Below are 21,366 nucleotides of genomic sequence, written 5' to 3' on the forward strand. Positions count from 1 at the left end.
GAGAAGCTTAATTTTCTCACGTAGCGTTTGCTGAGATGAGAGCCATAACAGATTGGCGAGCGGCGCGCGTGTCCATTCTTTTTTTTCGCCTGAAATCCGCCCTCCCGTCGCCGCCAGCGCTAGAAGATAGGCTTCCATGCGTGTGGGATGAACTTCTGCCAATTTGAATCGAACTTGTGGAGGAAGGATACCCTCTCTTCCCCCAATCTGCCCCTCAACCCCCAGCGCCCCAAGATTCCTAAAGGCAAAGGCAAGCGGACGAATAAGCCGCCACCGCTGGGCCCGCTCCAATACAACATCCCAGTCAAAATCTTCCGTTTCAGTCAGGAGCGCCTCAATATCTGCAAACCAAATCCCAGGCTCAAGATTATGCTTCATCAGGTGGGCACACAGGATCAAAAGATGATCCTCCGGGGCGGGCATGAGATAGGGTGCGCCTAATATGGCGGGCCGACATCTCGACCAGACTTCATCGTCGATGACGCCATTTTTCGCCTCAAGTCCAGATACCCTGGCGGCGACCCGCTCATCGCCAAGTATGTTCATGTGAAATTCTATTTTAAATGGTCCGTTTCTCCAAAGTAAATTATCCTGATTACCCGATGATTTGTAGCCTAGGGAACCCAAAACACGAGCCGCAGCATCGGCGGTGGTTCTATCCGGAAAAACCCAATCAGAATCCTCAAAATTACGGATACCCGGATTTTTATATACCCATTGATGGAGAGCAGTCCCTTTGATGAGCAAGACGCGAGCACCAGCTTCAAGAAGCTCAGGCGCAAGGCGGATGAGTTCCACTTCAATCATGGTGTTGGAAAGGGCAATCCATTTGTACTCAGCTTTAAGAATCTTGGGTGGCTCGACCCCTGCCTCTCTGAGATGATGGCAGAGAAGCCCTGCCGTCTCCTTGTAAATACTCTCCTCAATCACAACCTTCCATTCATCCTCCGTCATTTTTTGAGCCGCGATGAAAAGACTCTCAACTTCCATTTCAGTTAGTCGATATCGCCCTGCCAGGGAACGGAATACCTCCACTTGAAGGGTGCCCGATTCCAGACTATTATTTTTTATGTCCACGTTTTCAGCCACCATGAGAAACAAGAAATAGCTCTCAATTCCAGCAGGATAGTACTTGTGTCTATAATCAGGAGGAATCCTTCAACAAACCATCGCAACATATTGATTAATTTCCTGCAATTCTAGTGTGCCCTGGGCCACATTTTAGCAAATGGGCTATTTAATTAAAATTCCATAAAATGTATAATCGGCAATAAGGAAGCGGTAAGGTTGCCCTTCCGGATGTTAGGTAACATATTCCAGATGGCTATGAACATGATTCATGAATTTGCTTTAGTGGAGGAATAATCTTGACTAAGAAACGCAACGGGCAGGACTCCAACGAGTCCCAACATACTAGGCGGCAGTTTATCCGTAATCTCCTCGTAGCCTCCGCTTATGCTGCCCCCATGATTTCCTCTTTTTCTGTGTCTAGCGCTCGCGCTGCAAGTGGCAGCGGGGGAAGTGGCAGTAAATTCAGTTTCATGATCAGCAAGAAAAAATCCCCCTCTCCCATGATGTCGCCCTCGGGTATGATGGGTGGGTCTGGCATGATGTCGTCAGGAACGGGTATGCTCTGGTCTTAACAAGGAACACAGACAAACTACTTTCGAGATTAACAGCTCTTATCTTTTCATTTTTTTACGATGATTTATTTCAGAATCTAATCCTGCCCGTCAATTTCCCAAGACATAGACCACATACTGAAGAGCCTTACGCTCACCTTGAATTTTATTCGGAAACTCTTTCTGCAGTTTTACAGCAATCTCGCCTTGGGTCTGCTTTCCGTCCACTTCCCCAAGTATAAATTTTGCCATTCGCAGATCCGAATCGAGAATCGGAACATGATTTTCAGAATTTTTTATTAAATTCGCGACAAGAAACGGAGAGTCAGCAAACGTCGTACCCTCCGCCAGGCCGCCTTGCGACTCAACCCGCCAGTTCCACGAAATTTCATTCCCATCACCTCCAGGGGTGCAGTAGAGTGACCACTCGACCCGCTCTCCATCAGCTACCGGAACGGGTGCGGAAAGCGGGAAGAAAACTTGTTGATATACTGTTTCATCGGTGCCCGGCGCATTATCCAAGATAATTCCATCCCCAAACTCAAGACGGAACCAGACACAAATCCCATGAACATTGGCACGCCGCTCAGAAACATCCTCACCCCGCCATGACAAATCGTAAGTTTCAGCCTCCCCGCCAAGGCGGTAGCGCCTAAGATCGCGGGGCGAGGAGATAAAGCCATCGGGGGAGTATTCATCCCTGAATTTTGAATTAAGCATCCAGCCCGCTAAGGGCGAAAAGTCCAGACCTCCGAGGTGGTCATTTTCATTTCGCCAGGCAGACAATTTCTCCCATTTAGCAGGTGCCTCATATAGCGCTCCGCATATTACGGCCTCAGAAGGAAGCCATTTACCGCCCGAGAGAAGAAAGCGCCGGGAAGAATCATCAAAGAATTTATTCATTCCAACGCCAAGAAAAGCGCTGTTGAAATCTTCAAAAATAATTACATTCGCCTTTTCCGGCAATTTAATGTTATGAGAATTGCCTCGAATCGGTTTGATTCGATCGCAAAAAGTTTGCTTGTCGACAATTTCGCACAAGGCGTCAAACACGTTATCTTCAATCGCATACACCCTTGATGCGCCTGCCTGGCATGCGAGGAAACTGAACGTGCCCAGACCTGCCCCGATTTCAACGACAACATCCCCGGGCTTTACAATGGCTGTAATTGCACGCCGGAAAGCATTTATTCGAGCCGGGTCATTCAACATCCATGCGTAATCGCGTAGGGACATGGTTTCTCTTTAGTCCTTAGAAATATCCATATGCTCTTTGAGTAATTTCCAGGCCTCGCCTCCGTGAGGAGAACGAATTTTGAAATTTTCGCTTGCTTTGGCAATTTGTACCAAAGCGTCCACGACCTCCTCGCCAAAGCGGTGCTTGTTAAAAGCCATTTTTATCATTTGTTCGACAACCTCTCTTTCGGTTGCGGACTCAAGCTTTGGTCGCCATCCTCGGTGTCTCCGAAGAAGATAAATGCGCTTGATCACGGATTTTCGAGGTTTTGCGGCAGGGCCAAGCTTCGCCGGATCGATCAACCACTTCATTTCACCGTGATAATCCTCATAATGCCAGTTCCCCCGGCAATATTTTTTGAGAATCGGATTTCCATCAATTGCACCTTGGCGTACCAACAGGTTGCGATGAAATGGGGCAACCCGAAGCGTGCGCGGGTCAATGAGAATGACCTCGTCGGTCAAAAATCGATAGCCTTGTCGAAGAAGGTGGAGTGTCATGGTGGATTTTCCTGCGTAGGAGTCCCCGAGAAACAAAATAGCCTTGCCGCCCTTCTCTACAGCCCCGCCATGAACCTGTATCAAGTGTGGCGACTTCTTAAGCGATTTTCGAAACAATTCATTGTCGAGCCACCAAAAGAAATCACTTCGATCATCGGACTCGTAAATCGGCTCACTACTTTTGTCGACAAACCATGCCCTGTAGGTTCCGCAGTCTATCTCGAACTGGATCGACGCATTGGGCTTTGGCCCCGGGGGTTCATTACAACGCGAGAACAGCGAATTTCTCAGATGGGCGATTTCCCGTGCAGGACCACCTATGCGTAAACGCACCCCAAGGAGGTTGACCTGCATCTCATCCCCCACCGATTTACGTTTTTTACTCATGGCTGCCCCTGGATGTTCAGATGCTTGTGAAGGAGTTTCCACGCCTCACCCGCATGGGGCGCCTGGAGTTTGAGATTTTCCGCCGAGCGCACCATGTGCACAATGGTGTCCAGCCCGCGCACATCCCAACCATCACCAGCGAGTTTATCGAGATTCACCGCATTGCTAACCATCATTTCAACAGATTCTCGCTGGCTCGACGGCTCAAGCATGGGGTGCCTCTTGCGGTGCCGCTGGAGACAAACAATGCGCTCGACCTGGGCCTCCTCGGCGAACCCTGAGGTTGCGACAGTCAACGGATCGAGCATCCATTTTTTTTGCCCCCCCGGATCTTGATATTGCCAGCGCCCCAGTTGCAATCCATCTAAGACGAACTCGCCCCGGTCAGTGGCTCCACCACCTTGCACATTTTTATCTCGCAGCGCCCCCTCGCGAACGAACAGATTCCGCGGAAACGGCTTGAGCAGGCCCGTCTCAAGGTCCACCAGGATGACTTCGTCGGATAGCAGCCTGAATCCGTTTCGAATGAGGTGTATCGCCAACGTTGATTTGCCCGAATAGGACTTTCCCATGATGATGGTTGCCCTCCCATCCCGCTCCACGGCCGCGCCATGGATGAGAAGCATCCCTCGGGCCTGCTCCATGGCGCCCTCACAGAGCGCATTCTCCAGCCTCCAGAAGAGCTCATTGTTGTCCTGGGTGCAAAACACCTCACAGGGGTCTGAGGTTTTCCCGCTACCTGGTGAGGCCAAGCGAGAAACCTTATAGATGCCACCCTCAGCCTCCACCCGGTAGAAAACATCGGGTTTTACTTCTGGTGGCTCCTGACAATTTGAGTAGAGGGAATCCATCAAAAGGTCTATATCAGGCGCCGGACCGGAGACTCTCATTCTAAAACCCAGAAGGTGTATTTGAAATTCCTTGAGGGGGATGGCCAATTTATCGCCTAGCGAGGCAGATTCTCAGAATGCTCGAGCAGGTCTTCTTTTTGAAAAAGTGAAACCACCTTTTCAACGTCGGCCAGAGTGTCATGCCCCTCGGAGCCAACAAGACTCTCAATATTCTTGGAAATTTCCCGGAGCGAATGTTTTCCATCGAGCGCATCCCAAATGAAGGCTGCCGTAGGGTTCAACGAGTGGACCTTGCCTGCCACCGAATCATAAAGGATAAATCCGTCATCTACTTGCCGACAAACCACATTACCTCGCCCTAGAGGGCATTCAGAGAATGAGTCCGTCTCGTTGCTGATCATCAGTTCACCCTCCATCGGGCTCAATTCTCGCACAAAGCCGAAACCGCCCAAAACAGCGCTAGAAAAGCCCCCGCGAGATAAATTTCAGGCTACTTACGAATGTATCGAAATCGCGCAAACCACTTTCATACGCCGCCTCATGATCGATATAGTAAAATTCATAGAGTGTCCCACCGCGAAGAAATACCACCACTTTCCCCCGATAGTTCGCCTTATAGGCGGGCGTCAGCTGATCGATCTGAAACGCACGCTCGGCCTTAATCTCCTCCCGCGTCCTGGGGCCACCAAAGGGCTGCTCAAACTCCAGCGCCCGTCTCGCCTCCTCTCTCGCTAGAGTAGAAGGCCTCCGGCCCATCGAGCCCTTAAGATTAAACTCGGCCCGCTCGGCCTCCGGAATCTTGGCCTGGCGCACAGATAACTCAAAAGCGATGAATTTTTCCTTCACCACCGTGCGCATGTTTGCATACGGGACACTCAACATACGCCGATAGATGTATCGAAGCTCATCAATCATCTTCCCATCGCCAGGATAATGGCGCGGAAGAACCTGAAGCGAGATCACCCCGCCTGAATACGGGTTATCGAAATACAGAACCGAGGTGGAAGGATCATTGAGCGAAAGAAGATTGGCGACATCCGGAGTCCGGCGCCAAGGCTCCCCGCCCGGGGGCCGTATCTCAAAACCATGTCGCACAGAAACGAATTTCCCATCATTCGTGCTGTAGCCAGCGCATCCCGTCAAAACCGAGAACAAACCGGCCACAACAAGGCAAATGAATAATCCATGTGTATTGAAGTCAAATTTATTAGAATGAAATTTCAAGAGGTCTTTCCAAAATGAAGGGCGATTTAACGAATTACATTTGGTTTCGTATGTATCTTATCTCCTTCCGCGCGAAAAATCGCGTCAGCCCGCCCGCCTCGCATACCAGCGAACTGGGTCGGCGCCGTACCTTCAAGGAATACCTCAAAAGCCGTCTTTTGGCTGGCCCGAGTGGCGCGCAACCCGGTTTCCTTATCAATTCTAACGAACTCCACTCCCTTAGGAGGCATAAAATCCTCAATGGGTGAACCCTTTAGCGCCTCTCGAAAAAAATCGACAAAGATTGGTGCTGAATTTCGCCCCCCCGTTTCCGAGAATCCCAGCGAACGAGGGAGATCGAATCCCACCCATACCCCTGCAACCAGGCCCGGCGAAAACCCAATGAACCAGTTATCCCGAAATGCATTAGTGGTTCCCGTCTTGCCAGCAATAGGGCGGCCCAGGGCAAGGGCTTTTCGCCCCGTTCCGTTCTCGACCACCCCCTTCAACATTTGGGTCGTCACATAAGCCACGCCCGGGCTGATGGCCTCAATTGGATGTGGCTTGTGTCGAGCAAGCACCTGTCCGGTGGAATCCTCCACGCGGCTAATGGCATAAGACTGATTATACATCCCGTTATTTGCAAAAACCGTATAGGCAGAAACCATCTCCTTGAGCGTAGTCACCGAGGCGCCAAGCGCACTCGACATCGTTGGCGCAATCGGGCTGCGAATCCCTAAAGATCGGGCGAATTTAATCACCCTACCCATTCCGACCTCACGAACGAGCCTAACACTCACTGTATTTCGGCTCGCCGCCAGGGCATCGCGAAGCGAGAGCCGTCCCCGAAAATTTCGTCCATAGTTCTCCGGCTTCCAGTCCGGGCGACCTCTACCACCTTTCATGACGATAGGGGCATCGAGAATTGCGTCCACCGCAGTGAAACCGTTGTTGATCGCCGCCGCATAAACAATAGGCTTAAATGCGCTCCCGGGTTGCCGTAAAGCCTGAACAGCCCGGTTGAATTTACTCTTTTGAAAATTCATGCCACCCACCATCGCCCGAATGGCTCCTGTTTGTGGATGAATCGCCAACAGAGCGGATTCTGGTCCCCGCCAGGAGGGGTCAGCCGCTTTGAGCCGCCACCGCCGCATTATTAGCTTCTTCACTCCCTCCTGAACCGCTTTTTCAGCGGCCACCTGGTAAGAGAGATCCAGGGTGGTATAAACGCGGAGGCCGCCGCGATAGAGGCGCTCCGTGCCAAATTTATCTTCTAACTCACGCCTGACATATTCCACAAAGTGGCCACCCACACGAATTGGCGCTGGCGACTTTAACCCAAGCGAGCGTTTGGAGAAGTCATCTGCCTCCTCTGGTTTCAAATATCCTGCGGCAGCCATTCGCCGCAAAATCATGCGCCCGTCTTTGAAGCGAAGGGCCCGGATCCTCGAACGGTCGATACCTGCCTGGTGCCTGTACCAGCCCCGCAAGGAGGGCTGTCTCGATAGGGGTAAGATCGATGGCCTTTTTATCAAAATATGTACGGGCCGCTGCTGCCACACCGTAGGCGCCGCGTCCAAAATAAACGAGATTCAGGTAACGCTCTAAAATTTCATCTTTCGAGAGTGTCAATTCCAAGCGAACTGCCGATATCGCCTCTATGATCTTTCTCTTCAGTGTTCGTTCTGTGCCTAACACAAGCTGGCGCACCAATTGCTGCGTCAGCGTAGAGGCGCCCTGCTTGACCTTCCCGTACCAAACATTATTGACGGCCGCACGAACAATGCCCCTGGGGTCAATTCCCCAGTGCTCATAAAAACGCTCATCCTCGACAGCTACGATGGCGTGGCGCATCGCAGGCGCCATTTCCGATAGGCGAAGAAGTTGCCTTCGCTCGGCGGCAAAACTGCCAATTAAAGACCCGCTCGAATCGTAAACAAATGTAGCCAGACTAGGCTTTTGTATGAGTATGGCATCAGAGGCTGGAACATCGTCCTTGACCCACGAATATATACCACCCGTAATGGATGCGGGGAGAACGAAAAAAGCGAGGATGAGCGCAATCGCAAGACCGCTCAGAATTCGTGTGGGAGTTACAGCACTACTGACGAAAAAAGCATAAGACGAGGGGCGCGGCTTTTTCCGGAATAAGCGCATCAGCCCTCCCGGCCCTTAATTTCTATCTACGCGGCGCTCAGCTTCTTGAAGAATGGAGCGCAGCTCAGATATACGGGCATTCGCGCGATCAAGAACATCTTTATCAACTTCCAGTGATTCGAATTTGGCACGCACATCCTCGGACAACAAATTAAGGTCTTTGACACGAGATTCCACTTCGCCAACTTTTTCCATTTGCTTCGCAACACTAGCACCGCGATCCTCAACCTGCTGGAAAATATCACGGAGTTCATCAATTTGAAGCTCAACATCGTGCAGCGTCTGACGGTCACTGATAAGATCTCGAATGTTCGAATGAATTTCTTTCACGCCGATTTTCAGTGTACTCAGCTCTTCCTGAGCAGCACCAACTTCAGCCTTATTCTTGATCAGCTCAGCAACACTCTCCTCAAGCCCAGCAGAGTTATAGTCAAGAGTAGAGATGCGTTTTTCGACTTGCGAGACACGCTCTTCTTCCTGATCCAGGTGGTCAATGTGATTCTGCAACCTGCCAGCTACGACCCGGACGTTTTCAATCTCCTCCTCCTGCTCTTTTAAACGCTGGCGGAGGGTGTCCATCCGGACTTCTCCGGACTGCAGTTCTTTGAGACCCTCGTCAAGCTTCCCTAGAAAATCACTTACTTGCTCCATCGTCCGGTGGGCTTCTCGAACACTCGCTAAATGGACTTCACCCTGCTCAAAGGACTCCTGGAAGTGCGACATCATTTGCTGCAAGCGTTTTTCCTGCGCCTCGAATCCTGCACGCTCTTTCGTTACGTCGAGAATGCGCTCTTCAATTCGCTCAAGAAGGTTATGCAACTGATCGAGCCTGGATTCTACGCGATCAACATATTCCTCCCGACGCTGAAGTTTGTCTATTTTTAGGTCTGATTCCTCAATAAAATATTGAAGCGCTTCGAGTCGTTTTTCCATTCGCTCGACCTCGCCTCGACGCTCAAGCTGTTTTTCAATTTTGTCGTCAAGATGGACGATATTCGAGGAGAGCTGCTCAATGCGCTCCCTTGATGTGTTCCACAAGGCGAACACGATTCTGGGTATCTTCCATTTTTTGCCTAAGAGCATCATCAATTTCATTAATCTCGGAGGCACGCTGACGTGCCTCCTCAGCAACCTTAAGGCCCTCGGGGATGGTGTTGAGCTGCTCGCGTAATTCACGGGCACTGACGTGATAATCCTGAATCATCCGCCGAAGGGTGGAGGATTCATCCAACTCACGCTTGAGCCGCTCGGCCCTGCGTTCCACCTCGTTCGCGAGGAAGTCGCGTAGCGAGTGGACATTCTCCCAAACTTCCTCGACCTCATGCCGCTCCTCGCGCACCCTTAAAATTGCCTGCTGAAGATTTTCGTTTTGATCCTCAAGGGACTGAATCCTTGCGCTCGTCCTTAGAAGAGCATCATTTTTAGACAGGATGTTTTGGCTCTCGATGCGCATGCTTTCAAGGGCTGGCTTTACCGTATCGAGTTCGCCACGCAGCGTTTCCACCTGAGACACACGCTCGTTTAGCTCGTTCAGGGATTGTTCCATCTCATTGAGGGAACGCCTGAAGTTAGTGCTTCGCTTCGAAAAATTCTCAAATACAAGCTTTTCCCGGTCTACCTGCTGAAGTTTTTCGTCAAAATTCTGGGAAAATTGGTTGAACTGGACGACTTTGAGGTTCACCTCGGCGATAATGTCGCGGAGCTGGAAGGCATCGTCTATTTTCGTGCGGACGCTATCGTAGATTCCCTCAAGCTTGGCCACGCTTTTCTCGGTGCGTTTGACCAGCTTGTTTTCCTCCTGGAGGTTCTTGATCTTCGATTCCATCTCCCAAAGGAGCACGTTGAGTTTTCCAGCCTCCTCGTTAGATTTTTCAACTACTTCGCGCTGGAGGTTGAGGCTGCGCGTCTTGGCGAGGACATGCTCAGAGAGGACATTAAGGCCGTCTATATCCATCTTGGTCTTGCGGACAAATTCATCGAGTTTTTGAAAATGACGCTCGGATTCGGTAATTCTGACGTCTACTTTCTCAAATGTCTCGCTTCGCTTTTCGGTTTTGACGAGGCGGCTTTCGAGATCTGCGATACGAGTGCCCACTTCATCGAGAACACTACGCTTTGAGGTAAGTTCCTCGGCACGAAGGGTGAGCAGGTCCATCGACTTTTCAAGACGCTCTCGCTCTTGCTCAGAAACCTTCACGAGTTCGGTGATTCGGCTTGTTTCACTGTTAATCTGACTGGCTGGATCTGTGGGGCCATCATTCATGGCTCATCCTCCGCCGCTGGGCGTCCCAAGGTCATCTAGAAAGGGTATGAAAATACCAAAACCCATTGAATTATCTAGCGTATCGAATTCATAACACCAAGTCAACGAGATTAAACAAAGGGGTTACTTTCGGCTTGATGCGCCCCAGGCGATACCCGCAAGGATTATTGCACAGGCGAGCGCCCGCATACCTCCCAGGGGCTCGGCCAGAAGCCACCAGGCCAGGACGGCTGCGACAACGGGCTCACCAAGTATCGATAGCGCCACTTTACCTGGCGGCATATGCTTTAGGGCCCAGTTCACCGCCGTATGGCCAATGAGGGTGGGGCCCAGCACCATGGCGGCCAGGAGCGACCACGTGGAAGGTGAATATCCCGATAATGGCTGGGCGGCCAAAAAAGCCGCCAGAATGAGAATTGTTCCGCTAACTCCATAACATACAGTCACATACGGAATGAGCGGCATGTTGCGCCGAAGCGCTCTACCACACAGCAAATAACCCGAGGCCATCACCGCCCCGCCCAGCGCCAGGGCGTTGCCGAGCAGGCTCTCCAACGAGCCCCTCAACAAGCTGCCCAGCAAAGTGCCCGACCAATCTCCTGTCGCCGCGGTTGCGGACGCGCCTGCGTCTCCCCAAACAAGCAAAAGCGCGCCACCAATCGTGACGCCGACCCCTGCCCAGAAAAACCGCTCCTCTTTGTCTCCGAGAAAAAGCCAGCCCCCTACCCCTGCGAAAATCGGATTTGTCGTGACCAGAACCACAGAGCTAGCCACCGAGGTATGTCGAAGAGATTCAATCCAAAGGGCAAAGTGAAGCGCCAGAAATACAGAGGAGGCCATCCATATCCACCGCTCCCGTGGCGCGAGTCCGCGCCATAGCGCGACAATGGAGCCCGCAGAGAAAGGCAACAACACCAGCGCCGCGCCCAGCATTCGATAGGCCGCAATGGCAAGTGGGGATGCCTCGGCGAAACGAATCAAAATAGCCGACCACCCAAGCGTGAAAACACCTACCCCCAAAAAACCGTATGCCTTAAGGCCGTCTTTTATGCTCAAAATTGGACCTCCACAGATATAAAACTTCGGGCTTAGACGAGAATGGACAATACGATGGGGGGAGGAGCGGATTTTTCACCCGCCTCAGAATTGGTGGAACAATGTCCACCGACAACAGCTAAAACCTCATTGGCCCGGCTATAAAATCGGCCATCTAAACGCCAATGAAATTCAGAACGAAGAGCGCAAAAACACTTACGAGGAAAAGAGAGTCCAGAGGGATAAATGCAGAGAGTCTTTTTTAAAGAGACTTTTCGATCGCAGCTTTTAAATCCGATTTCGAACGGACACCGACTATCTGCTCCACCACCTCTCCGCCCTTAAAGATAATCAAAGTTGGGATGCCGCGAATCCCAAACTTAGTCGGAGTTGACGGATTTTCATCAATGTTCAGCTTGCCTACCTTCAATTTGCCATCAAATTCATCCGCTAGCGACTCGACAGTAGGAGCGATCATTTTACAAGGGGCACACCACTCGGCCCAAAAATCAACCAACGTCGGTAAATCCGAGCCCAAAACATCAGCGTCAAAATTCTGATCGGTAAAATCCAACATGTTACCTGCCATACTAAACCCCCAATAATTTACAGTCCGGGCAACAGGAAAAACGTAACTTCGATATGATGTACATCGAGGTGTACGAGAGATCAAATCTACTGGAGGGGCGGATTGAATTCAACTTCAATGGTCACGGATCGAAAAATCGCAGAATACAAGCCTACTCTTTTCGGTCTATAAACCTTGGAGAATATGTCATTGTAGGTTTATAAGCATCCAGCGCCTTTCCACTCTTCGAAATGATACCCAGCGCTTCTCTAACCTCTTTTGAACGGGTGGCCACAAGCGCTGCAAGCCTCGTCTCGCTCTGCTGCACCATCAACACGGCCTCACGAACCTTTTGCACAGCATCGCCCAGCCGTTTAAGCAAAAATTCATCTCCCAGCCAGCTATCCATCTCAGCCCATAAGGGGGCGCAATCACTTGAATTAGATTGAATTTCCTTAATAAGCGCCCCTTTTTCCTCTAGAATACCCGGAAGCTCGTCCATGTCATGGCCGGTCATAGACGCAAATTCACAGCCGCAAATAACCAGGAGGCGCTCATAGCAATCTAAATCCACCGCTACAGCCTGAATCAGTTTCTCCGGGATCGAGTCCTCAGCCATGCGACCTCCATAAGTTCAGATTACTCTGGCCACTAATATTATCCACTAAAATGGAGGAAAAAATACAGATAAATTACTCCCCAGATTTTCTGGATTTCCAGGGATTATCTCAAAAAAACATCGGAATGTTTTAGCACACCCCAAAATGCCATCGAATTAGGAGCCGTGGATAACGTCTTATCACTGCAAATATTGTCGATAAAATCATGAAATTGACATCAAAACCGCAGAGCACACCAAGTTATTAGCTTGCGTCAATAGATTCCACATCGGGGCTCGGGATATTTTGAATCAAAACCTGGCGCCGTTTCGACCCTTCTGAGGGCCCGACAACACCCTCCGTTTCCATCTGCTCTATCAAACGAGCGGCACGGTTGTAGCCAATGCGCAGATGTCTTTGGACAAGTGAAATCGATGCCTCCCCCGTCCTGGCTACAAGCGCCACGGCATCGTCATAGCGCTCGTCATACTCCTGCTCCTCCAAATCGCCACCACTATCCTTCGATTCGGACTGAACAAAAAGGTCATCTCGAAAAGAGGTAGGCCCTTGCTCTTTCCAGTGCTCGACTAGATTTCTAATCTCATCCTCGGAGACATATGCACCATGAATTCGAACAGGTGCACTCGTCCCGGGCGGGACGAAGAGCATGTCACCCTTGCCGAGAAGTCGCTCGGCGCCATTCATGTCGAGTATCGTTCTTGAATCGACACGGCTGGCTACGCGCAACGCTATCCGGGAAGGGAAGTTTGCCTTGATAAGACCCGTAAGAACGTCCACAGAGGGGCGCTGGGTCGCCACAAGGAGATGAATCCCCGCCGCCCGAGCCATTTGTGCGAGCCGCGTCATGGTTTCCTCTACATCTCGGCCCGATGTCATCATCAGATCCGCCAACTCGTCAATAACCACAACGATATAGGGCATAAAATCTGGATTTCCATCATCATCCACCCCTTCTACTTCAGAGAGGTGTTGACTCCGGCGGCGATTCGACTCACGAGGTCCCAAATTCTCGGCTACAAGCTTGTTGTAACTGTCTATGTTACGCACCCCGAGGCCGCTCATTACCTGATAGCGCCGCTCCATTTCGACAACCACACCGCGCAGAGCTGAGGCCGCCCGCTTCGGGTCAGTCACCACGGGAACCAGAAGATGGGGTATGCCCTCGTATATGGAAAATTCAAGCATCTTGGGGTCAATCATTAAAAAACGAACTTCGCGGGGATGGCATCGAACCAGCAGGCTGCAAATCATCAAATTCATAGCCACGCTTTTTCCCGACCCGGTCGAGCCAGCAATTAGCAAATGAGGGATCTTGGCCAGATCCGTAATGGCCGTTCGACCGAGGATATCTTTCCCAAGCCCCAGGGTCAGTTTGTCACTGGCCTGCTCGAATTCCTTAGAAGAAATCAACTCCTTGACCTGGACTGCCCTTCGCTTGGCGTTGGGCACCTCGATGCCGACAACGTTCGTTCCAGGAATGGGTGCGACGATACGCACGCTGATGGCAGAAAGAGAACGCGCCAGGTCGTCCGAGAGCGCGGCGATTTTCGACACCTTAACCCCAGCCGCCGGGGCGAATTCGTAAATGGTGATGACCGGGCCGGTTTTGACCTCGGTGACTTTGCCCTCGACGCCAAACTCGCCAAGAGTCCGCTCCAATAGGGTGGATTTCGTTCGAATGGCATCCTCGTCCACGATGAGCGCCGTGCTCTCGACTTCCGCAAAAATTTCCGACGCCTTGGGCAACGCGTAGACACCGCTCTTGCGAGAAGTGGTTTTCTTAGTGATAGGTGCCTCAGTTGTTACGATGGCATCATCTTCAATTCGCACGATATCCGACTCGCCGTTAGAGCCGGCGTGGCGAACTTTCACCTCATCGCCCTCGTTCTCGCTTTCGCTTTCGCTTTCGCTCTCATACTTCTGTCCATAAAGCGCTTTTTTCAGCGATACGCCCTCGTCCAAATCATCGAATTCCTCATCAGCCTCAAGCGATGGAATACTCATGGGCATCTCGGCCTCGGGCTCCGCTTTCGCCGCCCTCACTGCGGCCAATTCGCCATTGCGAGGAGGGTCTTTTCTGCCGACACGAATCCCTCCCATCACAGATTTGTCCCCATCAGACTTCTCATCCGGGACAACCATCGGCTCAGGGGTAATCTTCGGTGTGCTCTCAGAGACGACCTTATGCGCCTCAAGGGGGGTGCCAGCCGCCTCCTCATCCTTATCAGTTTCAATAGCAGACACAGAATCTTCAGGCACTGAGGTACTAAAATCACCTTCGGTGGCATCGGAAGCCTCATCGAGCACCGGACCTCGAAGAATGTTTGATTCCGACGCCGCGGGCACTTGCTCGGCAGCCGGACCCATAAACATTACTGGCCCCGACTCATCAGTCGTGGAGAGAGAGGCACCGAAAGCTGGCTCCGGACTAGACACCCTGGCCAACGATGATTTCTTGTGCCCCCCCTTCCCATCACCGTTAACAGACTGGCTCACGGCATCTTCTGGTTCTGAGCCGGTCTCGGCCGATAATTCTGCAATAACTTCCTCCGCCAACTCCTGGCTGCCCTTGTCTCCAGCCGACTGCACAGCCTCTTTCAATGGGCTTGCCCACGAATCTCGGAGGTCCTTCATAAACGTCCCGGATTTCCGTGCCTCCCTGGTCGCTTTTTTTAACTTGGTCCTTTCAATTGCATTTTTGACAAGATCCTTAACGAAGGCATACGCCCAAACAGAGGCGGCCAAAACAGAGGCAGATACCCGAGGAAGGAGGCTTATCAACACCCAGCGAGGACCGCGCGAGAGATAAAAGAGCACTTGCCCCACCGAGAGCCCTGTGGTCGCAACAACCGACGCCAGAAGCGCCCCTGCGAGCACCACCCAGCTACCCACACGACCAAGATAGGTCTCCAAGATAACGGCCATGCCGTACCCCACAAGTCCGCCTGCCAGAATATTCTTCCCAAAGAGAGGATCAACATGAAAAGATTTGTAATAAAGACCCGCGCCGCTCAGAATTATCATGAGTAGACCGAGCCCCTGCCAGCCAGGCAACCACAAGCGAGCACCCGAAAAAGTCCTGACGCCCCACGCAAAGATGCCCACCGGGATGAGAATCGTGAAGGTGCCCAGCACCTGCACCAACTCTCCCGCCAGATAGGCCCCGACCGTGCCCCCAAGATTGCGGACAGCCCAGCCCCGGCTCACACGATGACTCCATGAAGGATCGCCCGGATGAAATGACCAAAGAGCGAGCGCAGCGAATACCGCCAGGGCAATGATGATCAGCCCGGCAACTTCATTTACACGACTTGATTCTGGGATGGATGACGGCCCGCCCGAGCGGCGAGTTGGCATAACACAACTCTCCTTCCCATAGCGTCGGCTCCATGAACGACAGCAACATGTCGCACATAGATGCTATGGGCATATCCCTTGGGCAAAGGATATCCATAACCTAGCAAAGTTGTTCAAGAAAGACAAGAAAACCTTTGGAAATCACACGGGTTACAAAAAACATATCAGCACAACGCAAACAAATAAGACCAAAGATCGCTATCAAAGGGGGAAAAACGATTTGATCGGCCTGAAAACACAGGGGCACCACCCAAGGCTTATCGGCCCCCGAACAGGCCCTTGAGCAAGTCTTTTCCGATGTTCTCTATCTCTTTGACCGTCTCCCTGCGTCTCTGCTTGCGGGTAAGCGGGGCCTTTTTCTCGGGTACGGGCTCAGGTGTTGCCTTGGGCGTCACCTGAGGCACCGGCTCGGGGGCCACCCGGGTTTGAGGAGCGCTCGCCGGGGGCTGACTAGCCGGGGGCTGACCAGCCGGGGGCTGCGACTTTGAGGGTGCCGGACGAGTGCCTAACACACCACCAAGAACACCTTTGAGAATATCGCCCACCTGCCCGCCCAGTTTCTTCGTGTCACCACCAAGGCTGGCCAGTTTATTTATCACACCCGCAATCAGCGCATCCGTAACGGCACGGCCCGTGTTGAATGAAGGATCGTTCAAGCGACCCTTGATCTTGAAGCTAACGGGAATCACATCATTTTTTCGCTTCAAAATTCCAAGCGCAATATTTTGAAGAACCGCCTGTGCGTCTCCTAGAACATTCTGTTTTTTCACCTGCTTGAGATCGAGTTTGAACACCTTCCCCTTAATGCGGGAGCGAAGGTAGCCGTTTTTTAAATTAAAAGACGAGTTGAGATCGAGAAGGCCCTTGCGAATTTCCATCCCGCGGGCGCTATAGGCATACGCAGAAAAACGAGTCAGGTCGAATTGATTGAGCCGCAACGTCCCATCGAGATCAGGCGGATCGAGCGCAGGATTCATCTTGGCCAGAAATGTAATTGGCGAGGGTTTCGTGCGCGCGGCAAGAGAAATTCGACCATCGAGCCGCCCTCGCCTCATTCGTGTATTGAGATTATCGATGCTGAGATTGAGATTTTTCCATTCCAGAACAACCGGTCGCTTCCCGGCCTCAACGGTGTGAGTAAATTTAAAATCGAGGCTCCCAACCTCAAGCCGCCGAATATTAATATAGGGAAGGCGAGCGGTGGTGGCAGGCGCTTTAATCGAGGCACCCTTTCGCCCTGAGGCCTGAGAGGTCTGTGGCGCAGCCGCCTTTTTCTGCCTTGAGGGCGCGAGCCTGGACTTCGGGGTTCTCGAGGCCACCTTACCTCTACGTTTTTGAGATTTGCCGGCCCGCATCCCGGTTGGAGGCGCCAGAATTGTCTTGATATTCGTCTTTTTATCCAGAGCCATCGAGAAATTAATTCGAAGAGCATCAGCCGTAGCCTTTCGCGAAACCACACGGCCTTTCATTAAATTTTTCTGAGAAAGCGACACCCTGAAATTTTTCAATTCCATGGCCGAGGGGCTCTTGTCCCTCCCCCGTTCACGAACAACCAGTCCGGGCACAGAGATAGCCAAATTCTTTTTATCTATCTTGATGCTGGCCGCCCCCGACACCGCCATGTTCGGATAATCTGCAAAATGCACCCGCTTGAGTTCAGCCGAGGCCGAACCAGCCATGTCAAAATCCTTCGATTTCTTTCGGTTGCGCTTGATGGTAATCGAACCTTTTGAAGCACCCACCGGGCTCGCCATCTTCAGGGCATCGACGCCAAGCGATCGGCCCATTTTTGAGACGGCTGCCAAATCCGAGATGTCCCAGGAAGCGGCGATATCATCAACACCCGAAACATTCCATTTCGCCTCCTTGAGCAGCTTAACGCTCCCAAAGGGAAGCTTCACATCGAGGCGGTTAATTCGCGCAGACTCCCGGCGAAGGCTGTACCAACCGTCCGTTCCTACCTGAAGAGATTTAAGATTGAGGCCCACCCACCTGCCGTCGGAATCAACATCTAACTGCCCAGACACTCCCCGCCCGTTCAGGTTGGCTTTCCATGACACGTTTTCATCCGCCTTAAAGAGGAATGTCACTTTTCCGCCAACCACTCCCCTCAAACCCTTTGCACCGGATGAGACAGGAACCAGGGCGGCAAAAGGGGCAACCTGTATTGGGTCAAAAGAAAGCGAACCGGCCGCCGAAAACGCCTTGCTGGTTTTTCTGTTCCTAGAAACCCTCAAGTCAAGATCGAGTTTGTCTCCCTTTTCAAAATCGCCTTTTCCGATCACAACCCCGGACAAAGACGATGCCAACGTCGCCGCAGCTCCGATATCGGGAATTTTCACACTCATCCCGATCTCATCGTCCCCCGACACATTCCATTTCGCAGGCCCAGTCAATTTAACCTGGGCAAATGGCAACACCACCTCAAGGGAGGCAACACGGGCCGATTCATCATCAATGTTGAAACTCCCCTCCGAGCGAACGCCCGCCGTGGTCAATTTAATAGGCCGCCACTTGCCCCGGCGCTCACCTTTATACTGAGCGGCAAGGCCCTTTCCATTAAAATTAGCCTTCCACTTCAGAGGACCGACAGACGAGAGGGATAGGTCCGCAGAGCCATCCAGGCGGCCACGGAGCCCCCGAACATTCCTTTGAGGAGGCAGAAGCGGAAAATATGCCCCCAGCTCAATCGCCTCCATCTTGATTGATGCTACAGCCCTTAGGGAATCTTCTTTTTTCCGGTCCCTGCCCCCTGAAACCTTCAGCGTAACCTTTCCGCCACTTGGAGGTTTCTTTAAGGACACTCCCGCCAGCGATGCACCCCATTTCACCGCAGCCCCAAGGTCGGCAACATCCAGACTAATATCTGCCGCATCACGCCCATCAACATTCCAATTCGCCTGTTTGTTCAGTCGGAATTTGGCAAACGGTAGCAATATATCCAGCGCAGAAACTTTCGCGGCATCACGTCCGAGATCATATTTCCCCTTGGACTTCAATTCCACAGAAGCCAGTTTTTTTCGCTGCCAGCCACCCTTGTTTGACATGCGAAATTTCGCATCAACGTTCCCGACATTAAAATCAACGCGCCACGCCACTTCCTTCGCCGGAATAAGCGTGACGCTCGATTCACCGCCAAGCCTCGCCGATAGAAGTTGCAAATCTTCCACCGGAGGCGCAAGGCGAACGAAGGGCATGAGGTCAAACGGCTTGAACGAGGAGGCGACTTCAAGGTTTCCCGTCCTCGGATCAAATTCGGCCTCGGCAGAAAGCTCTATCGTGCCAGGCTCTGTGCACTTTCCGCTCACCTCGACAGGCAGGGGCTCATCTAGACGAAATTTATCGATCTCAATCTTTTGAAAATCACATCTCGCCCGAATGGCAGGAAGCGCCCCAAATGCGGCCGAATCGTAACTCACCTTAAGATCTGCAATCTCGATATCTCGAATGACGAAATCATATTCAGGCTCCGAGGCCGCAGGGGTGTTTTCGGCGGCCTCGGCTAAAGACACACCAAGAGAGGGAATAGTTACTAGAGAGGCACTCGACCTACGATGTGGGCCGCGCGCGCTTTTTGGGTTTCCCATTTTTTCGATAATATCGTCGAAGCTGAACTTTCCTGTCGAGTCCCTCGATGCATGCACCGTAACGCCGGAGAGGTCCAGGCTAAGGATGCTAATCTTCTTGTACAGTATCGCGGCGGGATTCAGCAGTGCTTTTACTTTCTTGATCTTGAGGAGCGATTGTTTGTCTCCCCCTACTCTGGATTTATCTTCGATTTCAAGACCCGATGCTTCGACCACAAAGAGTCCAATGGAAAGATCGTCCAGCTTAATCTTTCTTCCCAGATAGTCTGAACCGTAGCCGACCGCCAAAAGTTTCATCTGGTCCGAGGAGACGAAAAAGCGCACCGCCACCACGGCACCGACGACAAGAACCAGAAGTACGACAAGTATTCCAACCGACCACTTCAGGAAGCGGCTCATGATGTATTCTCTCTATTTGCGAAAAGCGGAGCCGGGCATTTTAACTCGGGGCCCTGAATCGAAAGCGGCACCCTTTTTTTACGGCACATCATGTCCAAGCACAACATATTTCATACTCTTTTTGTAACCGAATAAGTCGAGCCTTTTGGAAAAAATAGAAGTATGATGGGCGCGGCACTATAGAAGACCATAAATCAAGGTCATCCCGCTACTGGTCAGCCGAAAGAGGGAGGCCTCATAGCTTAGGAATTTCATAGTTTCCATGAATACGACAGCAAGAAAACTGGAGATTTTCTCGTGGTGTTTCTATGATTTTGCCAATTCCGCGTATCCCACCCTTATCGTAACCGTCGCCTACAGTGTTTATTTCAAGAAAATTGTGGCCGGAGACGGGGGCGGCGCTGATTTTCTCTGGGGAATTTCCCTTTCTGCGGCCATGCTGATCACCTCTCTACTCGGTCCGCCCCTGAGCGCAATTGCGGATCGCACCGGCTCACGAAAGCGTTTTTTGCTTATCTTCTCAGGAATATGTGTTATCGCAACACTTCTACTTACCGGCGTGGGCGCGGGCATGGTCTCCACCGGAATGATTCTTTTCATTGTCGCCACCATTGGCTTCGAGGGCTCCTTAATCTTCTACAACGCTTTTCTCCCCGAAATCGCCACCCCGGCCACCCGGGGGCGCATCAGCGGTTGGGGGTGGGGCGTAGGCTACATCGGCGGCCTTCTTTGTCTCGTTTTGGTGAAACCGCTACTTGCCGGAGGGTTCAGCCCCGAAAATCTACCCCTCTTTCGGGCCAGCTTCGCAGCCGTCGCGGTTTTTTATGCCGTGTTCACTATCCCCCTTTTCTTCTGGCTCAGAGAATCGAGCCTACCCGCCTGGCCGCAGGCCTGGGGCGATGTGAAGATGTCCGGCTCCTCGCCCGGCGCCCTCACAACCACGGCCGCTGCTTTTCGCTCATTAAGGAAAACTTTCCAGGCACTTCGCCGCCGCGAGGGCGCGCTGCGATTTTTACTCGCCTTTTTCCTCTATAACGACGGCATCGTCACCGTCATCTCGTTCAGCGCCATTTATGCGGTCACCACCCTGGGCTACACCATGGGGGAGACGCTTGAACTCTTCATCGCCGTTCAACTCTCGGCTGGCGCAGGGGCGCTGGCGCTTGGCTATCTGGCAGACTTTTGGGGAGAGAGGAAAACAATTCTCCTCACCTTGGTGAATTGGTGCATCGTCGTCATCGTCGCCTATTTTACCGAGACGAAAGCGGTTTTCTTCATCGTATCTATTCTGGCAGGCTTCTCGCTCGGCTCGTGTCAGGCGGCCAGCCGCTCGATGATGGCGCGCTTCATTCCGGCGGGTAGCACCACGCAGACCTATGCCTTCTACGGCCTGTGCGGAAAAATGAGCTCGGTGCTGGGGCCCATAGTCTTCGGCGCCATCTCGGCTGCCAGCGGAAGCCAGCGCCTGGCCATCCTCTCAATCCTGCTATTCTTCCTCGCGGGCGGGGCGCTTCTCTGGGGGGTGCCTGAGCAGGAACCCGATTCCGAGGCCCCCCTGTTGCCGTAATCAATCCAGGAAC

At 52.2% G+C, this 21,366-nt stretch carries 17 protein-coding genes; 1 reads left to right on the plus strand and 16 read right to left on the minus strand.

Annotated elements, in window-relative coordinates; genetic code table 11:
• From HOJ95_13385 to HOJ95_13460, 16 genes are all read right to left on the minus strand, one after another.
• A partial coding sequence (locus HOJ95_13385) for a nucleotidyltransferase family protein (GenBank protein ID MBT6395690.1) occupies positions 1-1,077 on the minus strand: 1,077 nt, incomplete at its 3' end.
• A 376-nt stretch (positions 1,078-1,453) separates the two neighbouring features.
• Complete coding sequence (locus HOJ95_13390) at positions 1,454-1,609, minus strand: hypothetical protein (protein ID MBT6395691.1); 156 nt, start codon at positions 1,607-1,609, stop codon at positions 1,454-1,456.
• 124 nt (positions 1,610-1,733) lie between these two features.
• Positions 1,734-2,858, minus strand: a complete 1,125-nt coding sequence (locus tag HOJ95_13395) for a hypothetical protein (protein ID MBT6395692.1) — start codon at positions 2,856-2,858, stop codon at positions 1,734-1,736.
• A 9-nt stretch (positions 2,859-2,867) separates the two neighbouring features.
• On the minus strand, positions 2,868-3,746 hold the full coding sequence (locus HOJ95_13400; GenBank protein ID MBT6395693.1) for a hypothetical protein: 879 nt from the start codon (positions 3,744-3,746) through the stop codon (positions 2,868-2,870).
• On the minus strand, positions 3,743-4,636 hold the full coding sequence (locus HOJ95_13405; protein ID MBT6395694.1) for a hypothetical protein: 894 nt from the start codon (positions 4,634-4,636) through the stop codon (positions 3,743-3,745). The genes HOJ95_13400 and HOJ95_13405 overlap by 4 nt, the downstream gene beginning before the upstream one ends.
• A gap of 56 nt (positions 4,637-4,692) precedes the next feature.
• The gene (locus HOJ95_13410; protein ID MBT6395695.1) at positions 4,693-4,998 is read right to left on the minus strand and encodes a PqqD family protein; all 306 of its coding nucleotides are present in this window, start codon (positions 4,996-4,998) and stop codon (positions 4,693-4,695) included.
• A gap of 58 nt (positions 4,999-5,056) precedes the next feature.
• Complete coding sequence (locus HOJ95_13415; GenBank protein ID MBT6395696.1) at positions 5,057-5,821, minus strand: hypothetical protein; 765 nt, start codon at positions 5,819-5,821, stop codon at positions 5,057-5,059.
• Between the two features lie 26 nt (positions 5,822-5,847).
• Complete coding sequence (locus HOJ95_13420; protein ID MBT6395697.1) at positions 5,848-7,215, minus strand: hypothetical protein; 1,368 nt, start codon at positions 7,213-7,215, stop codon at positions 5,848-5,850.
• Positions 7,160-7,957 carry a transglycosylase domain-containing protein gene (locus tag HOJ95_13425; protein MBT6395698.1) on the minus strand — a complete coding sequence of 266 codons (798 nt, stop codon included), beginning with the start codon at positions 7,955-7,957 and terminating at the stop codon, positions 7,160-7,162. Before HOJ95_13425 ends, HOJ95_13420 begins: the two co-directional genes overlap by 56 nt.
• A 15-nt stretch (positions 7,958-7,972) precedes the next feature.
• Positions 7,973-9,067 (minus strand): hypothetical protein, encoded by a 1,095-nt coding sequence (locus tag HOJ95_13430; protein ID MBT6395699.1) that lies wholly within the window; start codon positions 9,065-9,067, stop codon positions 7,973-7,975.
• Positions 8,967-10,220 carry a hypothetical protein gene (locus HOJ95_13435; protein ID MBT6395700.1) on the minus strand — a complete coding sequence of 418 codons (1,254 nt, stop codon included), beginning with the start codon at positions 10,218-10,220 and terminating at the stop codon, positions 8,967-8,969. Before HOJ95_13435 ends, HOJ95_13430 begins: the two co-directional genes overlap by 101 nt.
• Before the next feature lie 123 nt (positions 10,221-10,343).
• Complete coding sequence (locus HOJ95_13440; GenBank protein ID MBT6395701.1) at positions 10,344-11,276, minus strand: DMT family transporter; 933 nt, start codon at positions 11,274-11,276, stop codon at positions 10,344-10,346.
• Between the two features lie 241 nt (positions 11,277-11,517).
• Entirely contained in the window at positions 11,518-11,844 is a 327-nt protein-coding gene (trxA, locus tag HOJ95_13445) for a thioredoxin (protein MBT6395702.1), read from the minus strand.
• Between the two features lie 151 nt (positions 11,845-11,995).
• On the minus strand, positions 11,996-12,442 hold the full coding sequence (locus HOJ95_13450) for a hypothetical protein (GenBank protein ID MBT6395703.1): 447 nt from the start codon (positions 12,440-12,442) through the stop codon (positions 11,996-11,998).
• A gap of 244 nt (positions 12,443-12,686) precedes the next feature.
• A complete protein-coding gene (locus tag HOJ95_13455) occupies positions 12,687-15,800 on the minus strand; it encodes a hypothetical protein (protein ID MBT6395704.1) in 3,114 nt (1,037 codons plus the stop codon).
• A gap of 257 nt (positions 15,801-16,057) precedes the next feature.
• Positions 16,058-19,786, minus strand: coding sequence for a DUF748 domain-containing protein (locus tag HOJ95_13460; GenBank protein MBT6395705.1), 3,729 nt, complete (start codon positions 19,784-19,786; stop codon positions 16,058-16,060).
• Positions 19,787-20,048: 262 nt separating this feature from the next.
• On the opposite strand from HOJ95_13460, the gene HOJ95_13465 reads away from it, so the two are divergent.
• Positions 20,049-21,353 (plus strand): MFS transporter, encoded by a 1,305-nt coding sequence (locus HOJ95_13465; GenBank protein MBT6395706.1) that lies wholly within the window; start codon positions 20,049-20,051, stop codon positions 21,351-21,353.
• The last annotated feature ends 13 nt before the right edge of the window (positions 21,354-21,366 follow it).

Source organism: Nitrospinaceae bacterium (assembly GCA_018669005.1).
GTDB lineage: Bacteria > UBA8248 > UBA8248 > UBA8248 > UBA8248 > UBA8248.